General features: G+C 63.2%; 20 protein-coding genes. 10 read left to right on the forward strand and 10 right to left on the reverse strand.

The genetic code is table 11. From position 1 onward, the window contains the following. From VLU25_14900 to VLU25_14910, 3 genes are read right to left on the reverse strand one after another with little or no spacing between them, the layout of a single operon-like run. Positions 1 to 792, reverse strand: coding sequence for a cyclase family protein (locus tag VLU25_14900; protein HSR69222.1), 792 nt, complete (start codon positions 790 to 792; stop codon positions 1 to 3). Further along, complete coding sequence (locus VLU25_14905; GenBank protein ID HSR69223.1) at positions 789 to 2,306, reverse strand: acyl-CoA synthetase; 1,518 nt, start codon at positions 2,304 to 2,306, stop codon at positions 789 to 791. The genes VLU25_14900 and VLU25_14905 overlap by 4 nt, the downstream gene beginning before the upstream one ends. Next, positions 2,303 to 3,748, reverse strand: a complete 1,446-nt coding sequence (locus VLU25_14910) for an NCS1 family nucleobase:cation symporter-1 (GenBank protein ID HSR69224.1) — start codon at positions 3,746 to 3,748, stop codon at positions 2,303 to 2,305. Before VLU25_14910 ends, VLU25_14905 begins: the two co-directional genes overlap by 4 nt. Before the next feature lie 436 nt (positions 3,749 to 4,184). On the opposite strand from VLU25_14910, the gene VLU25_14915 reads away from it, so the two are divergent. Both VLU25_14915 and VLU25_14920 read left to right on the forward strand, forming a co-directional pair. Continuing rightward, positions 4,185 to 4,385: a hypothetical protein gene (locus VLU25_14915; GenBank protein HSR69225.1), complete on the forward strand. Its 201-nt coding sequence runs from the start codon at positions 4,185 to 4,187 to the stop codon at positions 4,383 to 4,385. Further along, complete coding sequence (locus VLU25_14920; GenBank protein HSR69226.1) at positions 4,382 to 4,654, forward strand: type II toxin-antitoxin system RelE/ParE family toxin; 273 nt, start codon at positions 4,382 to 4,384, stop codon at positions 4,652 to 4,654. The genes VLU25_14915 and VLU25_14920 overlap by 4 nt, the downstream gene beginning before the upstream one ends. A gap of 271 nt (positions 4,655 to 4,925) precedes the next feature. Here VLU25_14920 and VLU25_14925 read toward each other — a convergent pair whose 3' ends face one another. Next, positions 4,926 to 5,774 carry a YwqG family protein gene (locus VLU25_14925; GenBank protein HSR69227.1) on the reverse strand — a complete coding sequence of 283 codons (849 nt, stop codon included), beginning with the start codon at positions 5,772 to 5,774 and terminating at the stop codon, positions 4,926 to 4,928. Positions 5,775 to 5,889: 115 nt separating this feature from the next. Here VLU25_14925 and VLU25_14930 point away from each other — a divergent pair, with 115 nt between their 5' ends. From VLU25_14930 to VLU25_14945, 4 genes are all read left to right on the forward strand, one after another. Beyond that, positions 5,890 to 6,384 (forward strand): ClbS/DfsB family four-helix bundle protein, encoded by a 495-nt coding sequence (locus VLU25_14930; protein ID HSR69228.1) that lies wholly within the window; start codon positions 5,890 to 5,892, stop codon positions 6,382 to 6,384. Between the two features lie 1,647 nt (positions 6,385 to 8,031). Further along, positions 8,032 to 8,571, forward strand: coding sequence for a hypothetical protein (locus VLU25_14935; GenBank protein HSR69229.1), 540 nt, complete (start codon positions 8,032 to 8,034; stop codon positions 8,569 to 8,571). Positions 8,572 to 8,680: 109 nt separating this feature from the next. After that, complete coding sequence (locus VLU25_14940) at positions 8,681 to 8,962, forward strand: BrnT family toxin (GenBank protein ID HSR69230.1); 282 nt, start codon at positions 8,681 to 8,683, stop codon at positions 8,960 to 8,962. Continuing rightward, positions 8,955 to 9,230: an antitoxin gene (locus VLU25_14945; protein HSR69231.1), complete on the forward strand. Its 276-nt coding sequence runs from the start codon at positions 8,955 to 8,957 to the stop codon at positions 9,228 to 9,230. Before VLU25_14940 ends, VLU25_14945 begins: the two co-directional genes overlap by 8 nt. A gap of 231 nt (positions 9,231 to 9,461) precedes the next feature. Here VLU25_14945 and ftsH read toward each other — a convergent pair whose 3' ends face one another. From ftsH to VLU25_14975, 6 genes are all read right to left on the reverse strand, one after another. Beyond that, positions 9,462 to 11,513: an ATP-dependent zinc metalloprotease FtsH gene (ftsH, locus tag VLU25_14950; GenBank protein ID HSR69232.1), complete on the reverse strand. Its 2,052-nt coding sequence runs from the start codon at positions 11,511 to 11,513 to the stop codon at positions 9,462 to 9,464. Positions 11,514 to 11,675: 162 nt separating this feature from the next. Then, positions 11,676 to 12,572: a xanthine dehydrogenase family protein subunit M gene (locus VLU25_14955; GenBank protein ID HSR69233.1), complete on the reverse strand. Its 897-nt coding sequence runs from the start codon at positions 12,570 to 12,572 to the stop codon at positions 11,676 to 11,678. Continuing rightward, positions 12,569 to 14,917: a xanthine dehydrogenase family protein molybdopterin-binding subunit gene (locus tag VLU25_14960; GenBank protein HSR69234.1), complete on the reverse strand. Its 2,349-nt coding sequence runs from the start codon at positions 14,915 to 14,917 to the stop codon at positions 12,569 to 12,571. The genes VLU25_14955 and VLU25_14960 overlap by 4 nt, the downstream gene beginning before the upstream one ends. Next, positions 14,914 to 15,435 carry a (2Fe-2S)-binding protein gene (locus tag VLU25_14965; GenBank protein HSR69235.1) on the reverse strand — a complete coding sequence of 174 codons (522 nt, stop codon included), beginning with the start codon at positions 15,433 to 15,435 and terminating at the stop codon, positions 14,914 to 14,916. Before VLU25_14965 ends, VLU25_14960 begins: the two co-directional genes overlap by 4 nt. Positions 15,436 to 15,467: 32 nt before the next feature. Then, positions 15,468 to 16,349 carry an ImmA/IrrE family metallo-endopeptidase gene (locus VLU25_14970; protein ID HSR69236.1) on the reverse strand — a complete coding sequence of 294 codons (882 nt, stop codon included), beginning with the start codon at positions 16,347 to 16,349 and terminating at the stop codon, positions 15,468 to 15,470. Positions 16,350 to 16,436: 87 nt separating this feature from the next. Further along, positions 16,437 to 16,793 carry a helix-turn-helix transcriptional regulator gene (locus tag VLU25_14975; protein ID HSR69237.1) on the reverse strand — a complete coding sequence of 119 codons (357 nt, stop codon included), beginning with the start codon at positions 16,791 to 16,793 and terminating at the stop codon, positions 16,437 to 16,439. Between the two features lie 205 nt (positions 16,794 to 16,998). On the opposite strand from VLU25_14975, the gene VLU25_14980 reads away from it, so the two are divergent. From VLU25_14980 to VLU25_14995, 4 genes are all read left to right on the forward strand, one after another. Beyond that, on the forward strand, positions 16,999 to 17,382 hold the full coding sequence (locus VLU25_14980; protein ID HSR69238.1) for a helix-turn-helix transcriptional regulator: 384 nt from the start codon (positions 16,999 to 17,001) through the stop codon (positions 17,380 to 17,382). Positions 17,383 to 17,606: 224 nt separating this feature from the next. Continuing rightward, the gene (locus tag VLU25_14985) at positions 17,607 to 19,271 is read left to right on the forward strand and encodes a CRTAC1 family protein (GenBank protein HSR69239.1); all 1,665 of its coding nucleotides are present in this window, start codon (positions 17,607 to 17,609) and stop codon (positions 19,269 to 19,271) included. A 160-nt stretch (positions 19,272 to 19,431) separates the two neighbouring features. Continuing rightward, complete coding sequence (locus VLU25_14990) at positions 19,432 to 19,893, forward strand: hypothetical protein (GenBank protein HSR69240.1); 462 nt, start codon at positions 19,432 to 19,434, stop codon at positions 19,891 to 19,893. Beyond that, positions 19,890 to 20,540, forward strand: a complete 651-nt coding sequence (locus tag VLU25_14995; protein ID HSR69241.1) for a helix-hairpin-helix domain-containing protein — start codon at positions 19,890 to 19,892, stop codon at positions 20,538 to 20,540. Before VLU25_14990 ends, VLU25_14995 begins: the two co-directional genes overlap by 4 nt. The last annotated feature ends 321 nt before the right edge of the window (positions 20,541 to 20,861 follow it).

A 20,861-nucleotide genomic window follows, 5' to 3' on the forward strand; every position in this document is an offset into this window, starting at 1 on the left:
TTAACGGTCGCCGAAGGCCACCACCCGGCAGAAGGCCGCTTCGCCGCCTTTGAACAACCAGGGAAAGACGCCCAGCGTAAGGCGTTTATTGGCCAGCTCGGGGTTGTCGATCTCTCCGCCCAGGTTTTCGATATGCATGCAGTCGTGGGGGAAAAGGGCGTTGTGGGTCAACTGGTAGGCGCTGTCGGGGAAGAGCTTCTCCAGTGCTTCAGCGCCGCCGAACTTCTCTTCGCAGAGTTTGCGCACCCGGTCGCAGTGGCCGTGCATCCCTTTGCCCAGAAAGCGCCCGATGGGAAGGCACATGGGATGGTCGGTGGAGATGCAGTCCACGCCCCAGATGCGGATTTTCTTTTCCAGCAGCCAGTCCACCATCCTGGGATGGGCGCCGGGATGGAGGTGGATGTAGCGCTCTTCGTCGGCCTCATCGCCGAACTGGGCGTAGCGGTGCCATCCCGTGTGCAGGAGCAGGATGTCGCCGTTCCTGATTTCTACCCGGTCCTCGATCATCTCGGGGGTGTAGGCGGCCAGGTCGTCCATCTCGTCGCTGAGGTCGACGATGACTCCGGGACCGTAGAGCCAGTCCAGGGGGATCTGGTCGATGGTGCGTCCGCTGGTGACGAAATGGCGGGGAGCGTCGAGATGGGTGCCCATGTGGTTGGAGGTCTGGATGTACTGAGCGTTGACGCCATGCTCGGCTTTGCGCTTGATGTACTTGACCTCGAAGGGCGGATAGTAGGGCCAGAAAGGCGCGTCCTGGTTGAGGGGTTGGCTGAGATCATAGATTTTCTTCATGATGTCTCCTGCTCTCGACTGCGGACCTGGAAAAGCTTCTTGACCTCGGGCTTGGTCACCTTGCCCAGCACGTTGCGGGGCAAGGACTCCACCGTCCGCAGGTCTTTGGGAATCTTGTAGGCGGCCAGCTTGTCCCTGCACCAGCCGCGCAGGCTTTCGATGTCGGGCGCCGGGGATTGGGCGGCGTTTTCCGCCCCCTGCGCCGAAGGGGCCGGAACCAAGGCTGCGCACACCCGTTCGCCCCATTCCGGATCGGGCACACCCACCACGGCGCATTCGGCAATGGCGGGATGCGTCCGCAAGACGTCCTCGATTTCCAGCGCCGAAACCTTATATCCGCCGGTCTTGATGATGTCAACCGAAGAGCGTCCCAGGATGCGGTAGCAGCCGTTCTCGACGACCGCCATGTCGCCGGTCTTGAAATAACCGTCCTCGGTGAAGGATTCGGCAGTGGCCTGAGGACGGTTCCAATACTCCAGAAAGACCATCGGCCCTTTGACCTGGATTTGCCCGCTGCGGCCTTCTTCTTCAAAGGGCTCGCCCCCCTCGTCGACCAGCCGAAGGTCGACCCCCGGCAGCGGACGCCCCACGAATCCCGGACGGCGCTCGCCTTGCAGCGGGTTTGAAAGCGCCATCCCGATCTCGGTCATGCCGTAGCGTTCCAGCAGGTCGTGCCCGCTGATCTCCTTCCAGCGGCGGAAATCGCCCGCGGGCAGGGCGGCCGATCCCGACACCATCAGGCGCAGCTCGCGGCAGCCTCGGGAGAGGCGGCGTCGCTGCCGGGCGGTGCATTCTTCCCAGTGGCGGATGAGGCGGGCGTAGATGGTTGGGACGGCCATGAAGAGCGTGATGCGTCCGCCGGCCAGGCGCTCCCAGGCTTCGGCGGCATCGAAGCGGGGCAAGAACTCCACGCAGGCTCCGCACCAGAAGGCGCACAGCATGGCGTTGACGATGCCGTGGGTGTGGTGCAGGGGCAGCACGTGCAGGATGCGGTCGTCCTGTCTCCACCCCCAGGCCTCGACCAGCGTCTCCACCTGGGCGGCGATGTTGGCATGGGTCGTGACCACGCCCTTGGGACGCGAGGTGGTTCCGCTGGTGTAGAGAATCATGGCGCGGCGGTCGGGCGAGAGCTGCGGCATGTCTGCGCCTTCACCGGAATGAGGGTCGGCGTCGAGTTCCTCAAGATCGAAGCGGCGGGCCCCGGTGTCGTGGATGACGTAACGCTGCTCGCGGGGGGGATGCAGCGCGCACAAGGGTACGGCGACGCCTCCCGCCATCCAGATGCCCAAGAGAACCGAAACGTAGTCGATTCCCGGCTCGGCCAAGAAGGCCACGCGGGCTTCCTCCAGGTCTTGCAGCGGCTCGTCGGCGGTCTTGAGCAGATGAGCCGCCACAGCCCGCGCCCGCGCCCGCACCTGTCCATAGGTATAGGATCCGCCGCCGTCGGCCAGAGCCGTCCGCGAGGCGAAGGCTTGTACCTGCTCCAGCAGCGGCGCTGTGACGCCTTTCGTCATTGCGCCCTCGCGCTGCTGTTGCGCATGGCCAGCCAGTAAACCAGCATGGAGACGGCGGTGGCGGTAAACCAGGCGCCGTTGAAGAGGAAGTCGAGGCTGGGATGCAGTCTTCCCGCCAAGGCGGCGGCGATGCCGGCCACCAGCGCCACGAGTGCCGCGCTGTTGAAACCGTTTCCGTAGCAATAAGCCCCGGCGGGATCGTAGAGCGCCTCGGAGTCGAGTTGGGTGCGCCGGATGCAGTAATAGTCGCAAAGCAGCACGCCGCCCACCGCCCCCAGCAGTCCCGAGTAGCTGATGAGCCAGGTCTGGTACATCTCCAGCAACTCCCAGGGAAAGATGAGGATGCCGATGATGCCCGCGATGAGTCCGCCCTGGCGGAAGCCGATGAAACGCGGATTGAGGTTGGCGAAGCTGTTGGCGGGCGCCACCACGTTGGCGGCGATGTTGGTGCTCAGTGTGGCGAGGCCCAAAAAGAGCATGGCGATCAGCCCCAGCATGGGCGAACGTTCCTCTTGGCTGAGGATCTGCAGCAGCTCCACCGGATTCCACACCGCATGCCCGTAGAGGATCACGGTGGCCGAGGTGACGGCCACGCCGATGAAGGCGAAGAGCGGCATGGTGGTCAGCAGTCCCACCGCCTGTCCCAGGGCCTGGTCCTTCTGGCTGCGGGCGTAGCGGGTGAAGTCGGGAATGTTGAGAGACAGGGTGGCCCAGAAGCCGACCATGGCCGTCAGCCAGGGGATGAAGAGAGCCCCCATGAAATGTAGCCCGCTGCTGGGCGGACGCTGGGCTGCCAACTCATCCGACTTCTCCAGGATGGCCCCGATCCCTCCCACTTTGGAAGCGGCCCACCAAAGCAGCGCCAGACCGACCACGATGAGAAAGGGCGCGGCCAGCGTTTCAAGCCACTTGATGGACTCGGTCCCGGCCCACACGAAATACATGTTGATGAGCCAGAAGACGATGAAGCTGAGGTACTCGGGCAGTCCGTAGCCCATGAAGCTGAAGCTCCCGCCCAGCTTGGCCCAGCCCGGCCAGAGGATGCCCATGACCACGTTGATGGCGGTTCCGCCGATCCAGGTCTGGATGCCGAACCATCCGCAAGCCACCAGCGAACGCAGCATCGAGGGGATGTGGGCGCCCTTGGTTCCGAAAGCCGCGCGGGCGAAGACGGGAAAGGGGATGCCGTAGCGGGTGCCGGCGTGGGCGTTGAGGATCAGCGGCAGCAGCACGATGGCGTTGCCCAGGAAGATGGCCACCAGGCTTTCCTGCCAGGTCATTCCCGCCGAGATCATGCTCGAAGCCAGCATGTAGGTGGGGATGCAGACGCTCATCCCCACCCACAGCGAAGCGATATGCCAGAGTCCCCAGGTGCGCTCCTCGTCGCGGGTGGGGGCCAGGTCTTTGTTGATGAGCGGATTGTCGAGCACTTGATCGCGCATGGGCGGCGGTATTGTACCTTACGGTCGTGTGACCGGCTTCATGGACGGGCATCTTCGAATGCCCTCCTTCGCTGAAGGCATGGAGGCGCTCCCGCGGCCCAAGCGAAGCGAGTCAGCCCGGCTCCTGCATTTTCAACTTGGTATATGCTCTTGAGAGTGATTTAACAGCGACTTTTATGAACCATTGGTTGCTATTCGAGATTATTTCCGATAAGATGGCAAGCGAGCCGTCGATGCCAAAACCATCGACGGCTCTTAACCACCGGAACCTCCGGGAAGGTCCCAGGTGGCCTAGGGCCAGTATAACTGAAAAACAGCCGTTGGGTGCACCCACAGTGCATATTTGGCATTCAGCTCCCGGAGGTTCCGGTCCTAGGGAGAAAAGATGAATTTGCCGGCAAGAAACACTATCGCTGCTCATGGTATTCTTAGCATCATGAGCACTTCGCACGAGTCCCTGAAGCAAGCCATCAAAGAGGCTTTGACCGAGACGCTGAACGAGCAGCGCGACGTTTTGCGGGACTTGTTGGCCGAAGTGCTTGAGGACGTCGCCCTTGTCGAAGCCATTGAACAAGGCCGTCAGACCGAGTCGGTAGACCGCGCACGTATCTTCGACCTGCTTGAGGACCGTTCGTGAGAACGGCGTTCCGCAAGAGCTTCGAGCGCGACTTGAAGAAGCTGAGAAAAGATAGGCAACTGCTTCGTCGAATCCGCGAAGTGATCGAAGAGGTGGAAGCGGCGGGTGAATTGAAGGAGCTTTCAAGCCTCAAGAAGTTGGTCGGCGGCAGCGGGCAGTTTTATCGCTTTCGTCTCGGCGACTACCGGGTCGGCCTCGAGATCGAAGGCACGACAGCGGTTTTCGTGCGCTGCCTCCATCGCCGCGACATCTACCGATACTTCCCCTGAGCTAAGGCGGCACCTGAAAGATCGAGAGGATCAGGAGTTCGGCAGTACTTCGCTGGAGCCATGGCGGAAGCCAATAGTGCAGTGCGTCAGAAGTTTTGAGCCACCTTGTGGCGTTATTCCACGCTTTCAGCGTTCAGACCTTTGCCGTCTGAAACCCAGGCTGGCGCCGCCGTCTCGCTTGCGCTCGCCGCGGCTGACCCTGGGCTGGCGAATCTGTCCCTGTCAGGGACAAGAACGGAGGGCCCTGGCTCAGAACTTATGACCGGCAGCACTAGCCGCAAAGCAAAAACATCCAAGCTCGCTCGAAGCGGCGGTAGCGCAGGTCGTCGCGGCGGATCCAGAAATGCAGCCGTCCCATGTCGCCCCACATGAATCCCGCTTCGTCGTCGCTGTCGATCTGCAGCAGCATGACCCACTCGTCCCCTTCGGGTTTGGCGGGTGGAGGGGTTTTGGGGAAGGCTTGTGAAGCCAGCTTGGCGGCCTCTGCAGGCATGTCGGTTGACTGGTCCTGGGTGGGGTAGCCGAAGAACTGATGCAGGGGGCGGTGCTCTTCCTCAAGCTCGCCGATGATGTCGCAGTAGGCGTCTAGGTCGTCGTCGTCGAGATCGAGAGCCTCCAGCTCGGGGCTGTCGGGGCCAGGAAGCGTCCGCTGACGGTAGAAGCGCAGGAAGATCTCCTTGAAGAAGGGACAGGCCTCGGGGTCTTCGGCAGGCGGTTCGAGTGCTTCCAGCGTATGAAGGTCTTCAGGCAGGAGATAGACGATCCGCCAGCCGTCGCAGTCCTGGGCTTCGAATCCCCAGGGCTGTTGCTGCCAGTCGTAGAAAACATAGAGCGCCCCCTCGCCGGGCAGGCCGGTCTCTTCGGCCAGAGGGGCCACCTCGGAAAGATTGAACTGGGCCAGGAATGCCAGCGGATGAGATTCGCCTACGGGCCAGGCAAAGGTAGGGGGAAGATCGGGCCTGCCCCCCAGCTTGGAGGGCACGGCCGCCCCGCTTGAGCCTTCGTCCCGCTCGATGCGGATCGAGTCCCGAGCCTTGAGGGCGATCGTGCGGGCCAGTTCCTCCAGCCCCGCCTCGCGCAGCTTCCTTAAAACATCAGCGTAAAAATCTTTATTCTCCATCGTCGCCCCCGTTAGCCTGGGATCTTCCCACGACGCATTAGCATAACCCTACCCAGCCGCCGCCTGCATCAGCTCCTGTCAAGGGAACGCCGAAGCGGGCTAGAATGATCCAGCCATGCCGATACCGACGACACGCGACGAACTCATCGAAATGACCCGCTCGGCTTTCCAGAAGCTGCAGGCCGAGCTGGAGGCAGCAGGTCCGCGAGCGGGTGATGTGCCCTGTGTCGAGACCTGGAGCGTCAAAGATCTCCTGGCGGTGCGGGCTTGGTGGACGGAACGGGTGATCGACTGGGTCGAGGCGGGCCGGCGGGGCCAGGTCCCGGTGTTGCCCGCCCAGGGATACCGATGGACCGAGACGCCCCGGCTCAACGACGATCTGGTCAAGAAGGCACGGCCAGAGTCCTATCGTTCCGTGCGCTCCCGCCTTGAAAAGGGCTACGAGCGGGTCATGCGAACGATCGATTCCCTCGACGACCGGGAGTTGCTGCAGGCCGGCGTCTTCGAGTGGGCCGGCAAATATCCGGTCTCGCGCTGGATCTCGATCAACACGGCCCGACAATACACCACCGCCCGAACCCTCATCCGCCGCGCCCTCAAGCAGCGTTAGCCTATCGGCAACCATGCACACCGAGTCAGCGCCTGGGAGGGAAAACGACTTTTTTGGAAACCGCGCGGCGCCCACGACGCAGAAACGTCGTTTTCCCCTCCCAGGCGAATCCTATGTGAATCCAAGGACTCTTGGACGACAGTGCAGGACATAGGACCTGCGCACGAGGATTGGAGAGCTGACCTCACGCGCGACCGCTCAAGACTCCGCAGCGGCTCCTCAGCCCTCACTCCGCCTCCTTGCCGCAGGGTCTGCCCCACTCCCCCGCGCGCGCTCGTAGGCCAGGGTCAAAGCGACAATCCCTCCGCTAGTGGCGAGAGCCCTCATACCGCCGAGCATTGGGCCTTCACTGCAGTCACTGAAACTTGACGCGTCTGTGAATTTGTTGGCCACCTAGTTAGTGGCCCTAGTCTAGTCCGCTGCGCCCTCGGTCCGGGTGCACTCGGCTCCCTAGGCTGATACAATCCCCACAAACATTCAACGCGGCTCAGTCCAACACGATTGTATCTACAACGCCACGGCCCAAGAGGCTGGGTCCCGCTTTTGCGGTGGTTGGCATTGTGGATACAACCCTTATTGTCAGGCTGCCAGCCGCGCCATGAGGGGGGATCTTATGACAACACGATCTAACTTCAAGCTCGCCGTCACGCGCTTGTTTCTGGCCATTCTGCTGCTTTTGGTAGCATCTTGTAGTAGCTCGCCTACTCCAGAGGAGACATTCGTCAAGCTGAGGTCCGGCAGCGTGGTTCTCCGGTTTCCGAACGAACTCGGAGGCGAGGAGATCCGCATCGAAGGTGGCCTCTTTGGATCCTACACGCGTCGATGGTCGGGTGACTCCTTTACAGTGGATCGGGTTTGGCTGTCCTTGCCTTCGATCACTCTGCCTCTTGAGGGCGGCCGACAGACCGGCCCGATCATTCTTCAAGGGGCTATCGGAGACTTCCCGGATGAGATGGTGGCCGAATACGGCAGCGCTGACCAGGGACGCTTCAGGCCCGACGAGGGTGTCCTTGAAGAGACGCTGGGATTGGAGGCGGACTTTCCGCTGTTGAATGAGCTAGACGATGGATATGTTCGAATCTTATTCTCAAAAAGGGAAGAGGGCTACAATAGCGCGACGGGGGCCTCTCTTAGCTGGACCGGAACAGGGATTGTCACCGAAGGGTTCCTTCGGGGCGCGACGATCGGAGCAACGAGTCGCCTGGGCAAGGGGCACGACTATCATTTTCCCATCTGTAAACCGCGGCGAATCTCGACCGGATTCGGTACCTTTGCAACGTCCTGCAGTGTGGTACCGGCAGGAACTGCCACTTGTACAGTGTCGAATCTCGGCGGAGCTGGAGGCGTGCTCGTTCACTGCACGGCAGCGGGAGTGGCGACGGTTACAATCAATTACCAGGATGGGGGTGGAACTGCTCGCACAGCCACAAAGACTGTCCATTGCCAGTGAGCGGGACTCGCCATACGTTGATTAGATAGAGGGCGAATCGTCCGACCAGTTTGATCTGCACTCGCTCCGCTCGCTACTGGTACGACCTCATACCGCCGTGCCCCTAGCGCCTGGGAGGAGTACGGCCGATTACGGCAAGGACCTGCTGCGCCAGCATTACGAAGCCCATCCCCCGCCACAACCAGGGCCCTGATCTGATGACCGACTACCTGGGCTGGAACCTGCTTCTCGTCGTCTGGATGGCCGGTGCGGCGCTGTCGATCTTGATGGGGATGGTGCGCCGCTTTCACTGGCTTCAATGGTTGGCGGCCAGTTTCCTGCTAGGTCCTATCGCCCTCTTGATCAGCCCTTTCCTGCACGGCCGGGGTTTCACGGTCTCGCTGCTGGCCCGCGAGGAGCCCTCCGGCCCCGCCCGCCCCATCCCCAGCGACGAAAAGATCCTCCACGGCCCGCCGCTGTTCGTCCCCGAGATCCGTCAACTCAAGAAAGAGGGCAAACTCGAGGAAGCCGCCGATATGCTGCTCGTCTTAATTGACACCATCGAAGAAAAGGCCCGCCGCCACCAAACCGGCGTCCCCCACTGGTACTACGAGCAACTGGCCCGCATCTACCGCAAGCAGGGCAACACCAAGGCCGAGATCAAGATCCTAAACCGCTGCCTCACCTTCGGAACCATCAAACCCAAGGCCTCCACCCGCCTGCAAAAGCGCCTCGACAAACTGACCGGGACCGATTAGGGCAGGATTCGAGGGATTGATCTGCTCCCAATGATTGGGGCCGCCTTACGGAGCCTGACCGCCTGCTGCCCTGGAGACAACCGGCACACGTTGTGCTATATTCTGGGGCGTGAAGTTCATCGTCTGGAACCCGGACAAGAACGACACCCTCAAAGCTCAGCGAGGCATCTCGTTTGAGGACGTCGTCTTCCACATTCGGGCCGGCGACATCATCGAAACCGTCGATCATCCGAATCAGGATCGGTACCCCGGACAACAGATTCATGTGATCGAGATCGAGGGTTACGTTTACCTGGTGCCTTTTGTCGAATCGGATGAGGAGGTCTTTCTGAAGACCATCATTCCGAGCCGAAAGGCCACGAAGAAGCACGGAGGTTCAAAGGATGAGTGAACTGGATCAGGAAGAGAAGGAAATCCTGGAGGCGTATGAAGGGGGAAGGCTCAAGCGCTCCAAAGGCGCTGCGCAGACCCAGAAGCTCCACAAGGAGTATGCCGATGCCATGTTCCGCAAGGATGCGAGAATCAACATTCGGCTGTCCTCGAAGGACCTTCGCGGATTGCAGAAGCGGGCCCTGGCTGAGGGCATTCCCTATCAAACGCTGATTGCCAGCGTGCTTCACAAGTACGTCGAGGGACGGCTTCGCGAGCCTGGCGGCTGACATGGGGCTGGAAGGTGCAGGCCAGCCTCCGTGCTGCTTCCTGCACAAGCGAGTCAGCGCCTGGGAGGGAAAAACGACTTTTTTGGAAACCGCGCGCCACGCCTGGTCGGACACGACGCTTCAGGGATCGGAATTCCGCCGTCTCCCACCGAGCAGGAGGTGCTGTTGCGCTTGCAGGTGGTGGAGTCTGTCACCGCGGTGCCGTTGCTGGGAGGATGGGGACTGGCGGGGCTATTCCTCTTCCTCGCCGTCGCCGGCCTGCTCGGGCTGCGGCGGCTCTGAGCCGTTTTCGGAGAGCAGTTCCAGGACTTGCTTGCCGTCGACTTCTTCTTTTTCCAGCAGACGTGCGGCAAGGCGGTCGAGGCCTTCGCGGTTTTCTTTGAGGGTCTCGGTGGCGCGTTGGAAGGCCGAATCGACGATGAGCTTGATCTCGACGTCGATCTCGTCGGCGGTGGACTCGCTGTAGTGGCGGCGCTGGGTGAGTTCCTGCCCCAGGAAGACCTCGTCGTGCTCGCCGCCCCAGGCCAACTGCCCCACCTTCTCGCTCATTCCCCACTCGATCACCATCTTGCGGGCCATTTGGGCGGCCTGCTTGAGGTCGTCGGCGGCTCCGCTGGTGGAGGTCTCGAAGATGAGGCGTTCGGAAGCGCGTCCTCCCAGCACCACGGCCAGGCGGTCGAGCAGGTATTCCTTGTCGTAGAGGTACTTGTCTTCGGTGGGAAGCTGCTGAGTGACGCCCATGGCGCGTCCGCGGGGGATGATGGTGACCTTGTGGACGGGATCGGCGTTGGGAAGCCTGGCGGCCACCACGGCGTGTCCGGCTTCGTGGTAGGCCAGGATTTTGCGGTCTTTTTCGCTCAGCGTGAGGCCCTCGCGGCGCAGTCCCATCAGGACCTTGTCGCGGGCTTGCTCGAAGGCGTCCCGATCGACTGATTTCTTCTCTTCCCGTCCCGCCAGCAGGGCGGCTTCGTTGACCAGGTTCTCCAGGTCGGCTCCGCTGAAACCGGGCGTGGCGCGGGCCAGTTCTTCGATGTCGACGTCGTCGGCCAGCGGCGTGTTGCGGGTGTGCACCCTGAGGATGGCCTGGCGGGCCTTGGCGGTGGGCATGTCGACGGTGATGTGGCGGTCGAAGCGTCCCGGACGCAGCAAGGCCCGGTCGAGAATGTCGGGACGGTTGGTGGCGGCCAGCACGATGACCCCGTGGTGGGACTCGAAGCCGTCCATCTCGGACAGAAGCTGGTTGAGGGTCTGCTCGCGCTCGTCGTGCCCGCCGCCCAGTCCGGCGCCGCGGCGCCGTCCGATGGAGTCGAGTTCGTCGATGAAGACGATGCAGGGAGCGTTCTTGCGGGCCTGCTCGAAGAGGTCGCGCACCCGCGAAGCGCCCACGCCCACGAACATCTCCATGAAGTCGGAACCGGTCAGGCTGTAAAAGGGCACTTCGGCCTCTCCGGCGGTGGCGCGGGCCAGCAGCGTCTTTCCAGTCCCCGGCGGACCCACCAGCAAAACGCCCGTGGGAGGCTTGCCGCCCAGCTTGCGGAAGCGCTGGGGATCTTTGAGGAAGGCGATCAGTTCCTGCAGTTCCCGCTTGGCGCCCTCGCAGCCGGCCACTTCGTCGAAGCTGGTGCGCTTGCCGCTGCGGTCGTAGGACTTGGCCCGCGAACGGCCGATGTTGAAGATGCCCTGTCCCTGGTTCTGCATGCGGCGCATGAAGAAAATGGCCAAGGCGATCAGGAAGATGAAGGGCAGCAGCGTGAAGACGAGCATCCACAGGTTTTCGCCCTCTCCCGAGGGGCGGGTCTTGATCTCCACCCCCTGGCTGCGCAGTTCCTCGAAGAGTCCGTCGTCGCCGAAGGTCGGCAGGTAGGTGACGAACTGGGCGCCGCGTCCGCTGACGGAGGCGTCGGAGCCGCCGTCCCCTTCCCCGCCGGTGGAGTCCTGGGCGCCGGAGCGGTCTCCCCAGACGGTCTTGAGGCGTCCGCTGACCTGCTCGCCCTGGACGGTGATCTCGGCCACCCGTCCCTGCTCGACAAAGCGGCGGAACTGGCTGTAGCTGATCTCGCGGCCCTCCTGGCCTCCCCAGGGGATCTGCAGCAGCAGCCAGATGAGGAGGGCGATGAAGAGCACCCGCCACATCAGCGACCAGGACTGCATTCCCTGGCCCAAACCTCCCTTCCCGCCGCCGTCTGAGCGGGAAAAGCGTTTCTTTTTGCCGGAGGCTTTTTCGTCGCCTGAAGCCCGGGCCAGCAACCATTCAGTGGGCCTTTCGCCACGCTGTCTTCGCATCGCTGACAAAGCCTAACACAGACCTGCCTGAGAGAGGGTAAAGGGGGTTTTCCGCTGCTGTGTTTTTCGAGGGGCTAGGGTAATCCGCTGCAGCGACGCGTAATGCCTCCCGCGTTCTCAGGATCGCCGCAAGGATGCGCCTCCCACCGGACGTGGTCGTTCTTACTCTCCGGTGGAGAGTGCCCGCTGTAGGGCTTGTTTCAGAGCCTGGCGGGTGAGGACTTGGGCCAGGTGGCGGCGGAATTGAGGGGTGGCGTGGATGTCTCCGGGGGGATCGAGGTCATTGTGGGCGGCGACGCGGGCGGCTTCGGCGAAGAGGTCTACGGAGGGCTGCTGTCCGGCCAACAGGGCCTGGGCCTGAGCAGCCTCGACGGGACCGTCGGCCACCGAGAAGTAGGTGAGGCGGGCTTCTTTGATCTGTTCCGGGTCGCCACGGTCTTCCTCCAGGGTGAGGACGGCGCAGCATCCGGCCAGGGCGTAGTCTCCGTGGCGGCGGGCGAACTCGCGGAAGGCGGTGCCTGAACGGGGCGGCAGGCAGGGCACCACGATTTCGCAGAGCATTTCGTTCTCGGCCAGGGCGGTGGAAAAGAATCCTGTAAAGAAGTCGCGGGCCGAGAGCCAGCGCTCGTCCTCCTGGCTTTCCAGCCGCAAGCGGGCGCGCAGGGCCAGCATGACGGCGGGAAGCTCGGCGGCTGGATCGGCGTGAACCAGGCTGCCTCCGATAGTGCCGCGGTTGCGGATCTGCAGGTGGGCGATCCAGGGCATGGCGGCATGCAGCAGCGGCGAGCAGTCGCGCACCAGCGGACTGGTCTCAACGGTGCGCTGGCGGGTCATGGAACCGATGCGGACGCCTCCCGAGGCCTCTTCCACGATGTAGGCCAGATCGCCGATGGCGTTGATGTCGACCAGCACCGCTGGACGCGCCAGCCGGAAGTTCATGGCCGGGATGAGGCTCTGGCCGCCCGCCAGCACTTTGGCCTCGCCGCCGTAGCGTTTCAGCAGTTGCAGGGCTTCCTCGTCGGTTCGAGGGGCGTGGTAGTCAAAGGCCGGAGGCTTCACGCGTCCTCCTCGTCCGGCGGGTTGAGGATCTCGAAGAGACGGTTGGGACTGAGCGGGATGTCGAGAATCTCGATGTCCCCGCCCAGCGGACGCAGGGCGTCCTCGACGGCCTGGGCGAAGGCGGCGGCCACCGGAATGGCGCCCGCTTCGCCGGCCCCTTTGACGCCCAGTTCGTTGAGCGGCGAGAGGGTCTCGAAGTGGTCCATGTCCAGGTCGGGCACTTCCAGGGCCGTGGGCAGAAGGAAGTCCATGAAGGAGGCGTTCATGAGCTGGCCCGACTCGTCGAAGTGCAGTTGCTCGTAGAAGGCGTTGCCGATGCCCTGGGCCACGCCTCCCTCGATCTGTCCTTCCAGGATGAGGGGATTGATGACCCGTCCGCAGTCGTGGACGATGGCATAGCGCAGGATCTCGACGTGGCAGGTCTCGCGGTCGACTTCCACGATCATGGCGTGGACGCCGTTGGCGGTGGCGCCCTGCTCGGGTCCGAAGTAGCAGGTGGACTCCAGTCCCGGCTCGGTCCCCGGCTTGACGGCTCCCCGCAGCGGATTGGCCAGCTCGGCCAGCTCGCCCAGCGCCAACGAGGACTCGGGAGAGCCCTTGACGAAGACTTTGCCCTCCTCCAACACAAGGTCCTCACGGGCCGCTTCCAGCGCTTCCGAAGCCTGCTCGAGGATCTTGCGGCGGACGTCCTTGGCGGCCGCGTGGCAGGCGTTTCCGGCCACCACCGCGCCGCGGCTGGCGAAGGTCCCCGTGCCCCAGTGAAACTGGCGCGTGTCGCCGGTCACCACGCGCACGTCCTCGACCTTGACGCCCAGTTGCTCGGCCGCCACCTGGGCCAGGGAGGTGAAATGTCCCTGGCCCTGGGTGCCCACTCCCGTCACCAGGTTGACCTTGCCCGAGGACTCGACGGTGATGCGCACGCCCTCGTAAGGACCGATCCCCGTCCCCTCCACGTAGCTGACCAGGCCCAGCCCCAGCAGGCGTCCCTCACGCCGGGCCTCGGGTTGCTGGCGGGACAGGAAGTCCTCATAGCCGATCATTTCCGCCGTCCGCTCCAGGCAGCGGGGGTAGTCGCCCGAGTCGTAGACCAGCGGACGGAAGTCCTGAAAGATGATCTCGTTGTCGTAGGGAAAATCCTCGGGGGGAATCAGGTTGCGGCGGCGGATCTCCACCCGGTCCATTCCCAACTCGCGGGCCGCCAGGTCGAGCAGCCGTTCCATCACGAAAACGCCGTGCTGGCGCCCGGCGCCGCGGTAGGGAGTGACGATGGGCTTGTTGGTGAAAACGGCCTTGAACTCGCTGTGGTAGTGAGGGACCACGTAGCAGCCCAGCAGGGTGCACTGGGTGTTGATGGGGACGGTGAGTCCGTAGGGGGCGTAAGCGCCGGCATCGTGGAGAAACTCGTCCTTGACGCCCAGAATGCGTCCTTCGGCGTCGAGGGCGATTTCAGCCCAATGAACCTGCCCCCGCTCCTGAGTGGTGGCATAGAAATTCTCTTCCCGGTCTTCGATCCACTTGATCGGACGCTGCAATTGCATGGAGGCCCAGGGAAGCAGCACTTCCTCGGGGTAGAACATCATGATCTTGGGACCGAATCCGCCCCCGATGAAAGGCGCGATGACCTGCACCTGCGATTCCGACAGCCCCAGCATGGCCGCCAGGCCGTTGCGGATGGGAATGGGCGCCTGAGTGGAGTCCCACACGGTGAGTTCCTGCTCCCGCGGGTCCCAGGAGGCCACGATTCCCCGGTTCTCGATGGCCGCCGACGCCCCGCGGTCGTACTGGAAGCGCCGGCGCACCACTGTCGCCGCCTGTCCGCGCACGCTCTCATAGTCCCCCTTGCCCTGGAGGACGTGAGCCGAGAGGTTGCTGTCGAGCTCGTCGTGAATCAGCGGCGCGTCCTCATTCAGGGCTTTCTCGATGTCGACGACCGCCTCCAGCGGTTCGATCTCGACCTCCACCAGTTCGGCGGCGTCCTCGGCGATGTAGCGGTTCTCGGCCAGCACCAGGGCGATGGGTTCGCCCACGTGACGCACCTTGTGGCGGGCCAGCGGAACCTGCGTCCGCTCGTTGAAGACGAGTCCTTCGATGGGCGGAGGAGGCACCAGCAGCGGACCCGGCTTCCAGTACCCGCCCAGGTCCTCGGCGGTGTAGACGGCCACCACTCCGGGATGGCGGCGGGCCGGCTCGGCGTTGATGGAGAGGATGCGTCCGTGGGCATAGTCGCTGCGCACGAAGGCCGCCTCCAGCATCGCGGGAAGGTGAACGTCGTCGACGAAGACGGCCTTGCCGGTGAGCAGCCGCGCGTCCTCATTGCGGCGGACGGGCTGTCCGATGTGCTTCACGCCCCGTCCCCCGATCTAGCCTCCCGGCCGGACCCCGCGACGTATTCCTGCACGGCTTCGACGATTTTGAGGTAGCCGGTACAGCGGCACAGATGACCCGAGAGCAGCCGGCGGATCTCCTCTTTGGCGGGGCGGGGATTCTCTTGCAGGAAGGGAACCAGGGTCATGAGGATGCCGGGCGTGCAGAATCCGCACTGCAGGCCATGTTTTTCGCGGAAGGCCTCCTGCAGAGGATGCAGTTGGCGTCCCGCCGGCGCCTCCAGCCCTTCCACCGTGGTCAGCGAGCGCTGATGGGCCTGGACCGCGAAAATCAGGCAGGAGCGCACGGCTTGCCCGTCCATCAGCACCGTGCAGGCTCCGCACACCCCGTGCTCGCATCCCACGTGGGTGCCCGTCAGCCCCAGCTCATGGCGCAGAAAGTCGCTCAGCAGCAGCCTGGGTTCAACCGCCCGGCGCTGCTGCCGCCCATTGACCTCGACCACGATTTCCTTTTCTTGACGCCCAGTTTCCACGGCCACTCAGTATAGCGGCTTCCTCCGTCGCCGCGACATTAATCTGTTTGAGGGGGGAAGATGAGGTAGTGGATCTGGAAGCCGGAGTCGAAGGCCTCCAGGCGCATCTCCTCGGTTTCTTCGCGCAGGTTGCGCAGGCGGATGGGTATGGGGCGGAAGAAGACCTTCTCGGGCTCGGGACGGTTAAGGGTGAACACCGACTCGGGTCCATAGCTGTCGGCCCAGTAGCCTGCCCCGAAGCGCTGGAGGAAAGCCTGGGAATGGATCGTCCGCCGCACCGAGAGGCGCTTGGCCGAAGGCGGATGAGGCTGATCGAAAACCACCAGCGCGCAAGGCTTGTGGTGAGTCGCGGCATAGCGGCGGGCGGCGGCATAGAAGCTCGACCCGTAGCGCTGTGAGAGCTTGAGAACGGAACCCATCCCTAAGGGCAGATCGGCGGCCTCGTCGCGGAAGGCGTCGAGCTGAAAGAGCACGTCGCTGGCGAAAACGTTGGCTTCGCGCTCGAACTGCTCGCGCATGTCGGGATCGATAGTGTGCTCCGATTCCTCCAGGAATGCCCACAAGTCGCGCTGCCAGGGCAGAAAATCGTGAGCGATCTCGTGCAGCGACAAGAAAACCCGCTTCTTCTCGTGCACCGAGTGGTCGAGGTAAATGAAGCGCCCCCGCCGGTCGAGCACTCCCAGAACCTTGTCCAGCGCCCGCTTGACGCTCTCGCTGAGTTCAGCGTAGAGGCGCTGCAAGAAGCCGGAGTTGAGGGAGACATCCATCTCAAGTTGCAGTTCTGCCGCCGCCACCAGGTCGGGGACGGGCGTGGGAAAGCGGCCGCAGGCTCCCGCCTTGCGCAACAACCGATCAGCCGTCTCCCTGATCTGCGCCCGCGTCCGCGTGTCTACAGAGCTGTCGTCTTTCTTCCTGGCCATGCAATGCCTCTCTGCATTTGCCGACTCCCGGATTAGCCGAGTCCTGCCTTCATCCATGCTCCTGCCAAGGGCTGAAGGCGACGCCGTTCACTCTTTGCGCGAACGGATAAAGGCCAGATAGCGAAGAAGCTCTTCCTCTTCTTCCTCGCTCAGCTCCTCCACCGCGAAGGTGGGCAAGCGGCCCTTGCGCCTTCCTGAACCGCCCTCCCGCTTATCGTCCGCAGACCGGGAGGGCATCAGATAGCCGGCCTTTTCCATCAAGGCCTGGTAAGAGGCGCCGTAGACCTTGGCCAGCTTGTGGAGAATGGGCGGCGAGGGATTGGTCAGCTTGCCGTTCTCCAACTGACTCAAGTAGGCGTTGGAGACGCCGCTGGACTTTTCCACCGCACGCAAGGTCATTCCCTTAGCCTGGCGCAGATGCCTGAGATACGCTCCGAGAGTCATAAGCCTGCTGCCTACACTACCTTAAGTACGCTTGATTGACCAAGCACTTTTTGCACGAATCCCTCCCGCCCCAGGCACGAGGCCACCTTTTTTGGCTCTTTTTGCTTGACTCGCCAAGCAGGGCCGTCTACAATAAGCGCAGCTTTTGGCAGAAAGGCTCTTGAAAACAGAAACCCCATCATTCGGCAAGAGAGGCTGAAAAGAGATGCATGGACCGTTTGATCAGAAAATCGCCGCCCGCATCGGAGCCAACATCCGCAAGCGGCGCAAATTGGAACTGAAGTTGACCCAGGAACAACTGGCCGAGGCCGGAGGCTACGAGCCCGGATACATCAGCGAGGTTGAGCGGGCCGTCAAGCGTCCTTCGCTGGGCTTTCTTTTCAACATCGCCCGGGCGCTCAACACTTCGGCAGCCGAACTGCTGGAGGGAGTCGACGAGACGCCCCTCGAAGAGGTCATGGAGCAGGAGACCGACCCCGACCTGCGCTTCGAGATTCAGAACCGCTTTCAGGAATTGCACGGCCTTCTGGAGGAGTATTTGCACAACGGCAGCCAGCCCGCCTTGCTTTCCGGCGCCAGGCAGCGCTGAGCCCTTGCCGCCTGGTTCCTTGTGCAGGCCGGGCAGCAGTTCGGCGAAAACTCATGACTGCCGCCTTCCTCTAATCGCTCCTCCACCCCGGCCCGCGAAGAACGTCCCGTATCTTCCCCGTTTGCGGCCCCTTCGCGTTCTTCGCGGGCCTTCCCTTCCCGCCCCAACCCCATCCACTTCGCCGCCAACGCCCCTTTTTTTCAAGATGGGATATCCTTGAAGGCATGATGGGCAGAACGCTGCTGGTTGCCCTGCTCGCGACGGCAACGGCATGGGGGCAACACCGACCGGCGCCCGAGTTCGCCGACGTGACCCGCGCGGCAGGCATCGAGTGGGTGCACCGCAATGGAGCGACGCCCGAAAAGTACCTCATCGAGACCATGGGTGGCGGCGCCGCCTGGCTTGATTTCGACGGCGACGGCCTGCTCGACCTTTTCCTGGTCGACTCGGGCGATCATGCCCGCTCTCAAGGCTCCATCCCCGGGCGCAACGCCCTCTACCGCAACAACGGCGACGGCACCTTCAGCGATGTCGCCTCGCAGGCGGGCCTAGGCGGAGGCTTCTATGGAAACGGCGCCGCCGTGGGCGACTATGACAACGACGGCGACCCCGACCTCTACGTCACCGCCTGGGGAGCGAACCGCCTTTACCGCAACAACGGCGACGGCACTTTCAGGGACGTCACCTCGGCCGCCGGCCTGGGGGGAGAGGGCTGGTCGACGTCGGCCGCCTTCTTCGACATGGACAACGACGGCGATCTCGACCTGTTCGTCTGCCAGTACCTGGACTGGGACTACCCCAAGGAGATCTACTGCGGCGAAAAGAAGGAGGGCTACCGTTCCTATTGCCATCCCGACCAGTTCCAGCCCGTCCCCAGCCTGCTCTACCGCAACAACGGCGACGGCACCTTCAGCGAGGTGGCCGAAGAAGCGGGAGCGGGACTGAAAGGCAAGGCGCTGGGGGTGGTGACGGGCGACGTCGACGGCGACGGCGACCAAGACATTTATGTGGCCAACGACGCCGTGGCCAACTTCCTCTACCGCAACGACGGAAAGGGCGTTTTCCGCGAAGAGGGCCTGATGGCGGAAGTGGCCTATGGAGCCGCCGTCGAGCCCGAGTCAGGCATGGGAACCGATCTGGGCGACATCGACGGCGACGGCAGCCTCGATCTCATCGTTACCAACATCGATTACGAGATGAACAATCTCTACGTCAACCGCCACCGGGACTACTTCAACGACGTCACGCTGGGGCAGGGTCACGGACAGGGCGATCTGCTCTACAGCGGTTTCGGGGTGCGCTTTTTCGACAAGGACAACGACGGCGACCTGGATCTGGCGGTGCTCAACGGACATCCTCTCGACAACATTCACCTCTACCGCGACCGCGTCAGCGGCGCCCAGCGGCCCTTTCTGCTGGAGAACCGGGAGGGCAAGTTCGTCGAGGTGGGCGAGAAACAAGGGGGCGTTTGGACGCGCCCGCTGGACGGCCGGGCCCTGGCTTCAGCCGATTACGACAACGACGGCGACATCGACCTGGTCTTCGTCAACGTGGGGGCAGCCCCGGTGCTGTTGAACAACCTGCTCATCGGGAACGGGGGCGGATCCTCCTTTATAGGAATACGGCTGAGCGGCAACAAGAGCAACCGCGACGGAGTGGGCGCCAAGCTGACCCTCGAGACCGACCGCCGCACCCTATTCCGCGAACGCACCGGCGGCGGCAGCTACCAGGCCGCCCACGACCCCCGCCTCCACTTCGGATTGCAGAGCGGCGAAAAACCTGAATCCCTGACGATCCGCTGGCCGTCCGGCCTGAGCCAGACCGTTAAAGAACTCCAGCCAGGCCGCTACCACCTGATCGAGGAACCTGTACCCGAGCAGGAAAAGTAGCGAGCAGCCTCATACCGCCGAGAGCAAATAGGCCCTCAGCGCGGTCGCTGAAACTTGCTTCGTGTGTGAACTTGTTGGCCACCTAGGAGCAGTTGCATGGGCGGCGGGCGCTGGGACAGAATGGCCCCCTCCTCGACCACGACGGGAAAGGCTTGATTTCATGACCGATTCACCAGCCGGCGCCCTGCGCAAAATCCTCCTGGCGCTGCTGTCGCTCGGCATCCTGGTGACCACCATCGACCTGCTTCTGCTGCAACACTATGAGGACGTTTGGCAACTGGCGCCCCTGGGCCTGAACGGCGTTGGAATCATGGTCATTGCCTGCTATCTTCTAATTGGCGGACGGCGCAGCCTGAGGTTCATGCAGGGGACGATGGTCCTTTTCGTGCTGGCGGGAGCGGCGGGAATCGTCCTCCACTTTCAGGGCAACATGGAGTTCCAACTCGACATCGACCCTTCGCTGTCGACCTGGGACCTGTTTTGGAAGGTTCTGCGTTCCAAGGCGCCGCCGGCCTTGGCGCCGGCTTCGATGGCGCAGTTGGGCCTGTTGGGGCTGATATTCTGCTACCGCCACCCGGCCTTGAGCCGGGGTCAGATTGACAGGAAGGGGACTGAAGAATGAATAGAACGAACGTCGCGCTCTGGATCAACCGCTTGGCCGTGGCCTTGCTGTCTGCCCTGCTTTGCTCAGCAGCCGTGACAGCCCAGGTCGGGCAGGGTTTGCTCGACTTCAACACCGCCACCGAAGAGCAGCTTGCGGCCCTGCCTCACTTTTCCGCGGACGTCGCCCAAGCCGTCCAGGAGGCCAGACCCTTCGACAGCATCACGGACCTCCACGCCAAGCTGATGGAGAACGGCTTGACGGCCGACCAGGCCTCCGAGGTCTACGGACAGGCCTTCCTCCACATCAACCTCAACACCGGCACCCGTGAGGAGATCCTCCTCATACCCGGCGTGGCCGGCCGCATGGCTCACGAGTTCGAGGAGTACCGCCCCTGGAAAGCCTGGAGCCAGTTCGACCGGGAGATCGGCAAGTACGTGGGCCAGGAGGAGACCGACCGGCTGAAGCGGTACGTGTTCATTCCCTTGAACCTGAACACGGCCACCTCGGAGGAGTTCCAGACCATCCCCGGCGTGGGCCGCCGCATGGCGCACGAGTTCGAGGAGTACCGTCCCTGGAAGTCCCGGCAACAGTTCCAGAGGGAGATCGGCAAGTACGTCGACGAGAAGGAAGTGGCGCGCTTGTGGCGCTACGTGGTGATCGAGTAGCCGGCCGCCGGCGACCCTAGGGCCGCCAGCGGCCAACAAGTTCACACACCGCGTCAAGTTTCAGTGACCGCGGTTCAGGCCCAATTGCTCTCGGCGGTATGAGGCTGCTCGCTACTGCCGGCGGTCATAAGTTGTGAGCCAGGGCCCTCCGTTCTTGCCCCTGCAGGGACAGATTCGCCTGCCCCCTCCTTCGCCAAGGCTTCGGAGGGCAGGCAGCGACTGTGTTAGAAGTCAAGTCCGGGCTCGCTGAAGGCGAGCGATTCGCCAGCCCAGGGTCAGCCCCGGCGAGCGCCAGCGAGACGGCGGCGCCACCCTGGGTTT

Source organism: Acidobacteriota bacterium (genome assembly GCA_035471785.1).
GTDB lineage: Bacteria > Acidobacteriota > UBA6911 > RPQK01 > DATIPO01 > JANQFM01.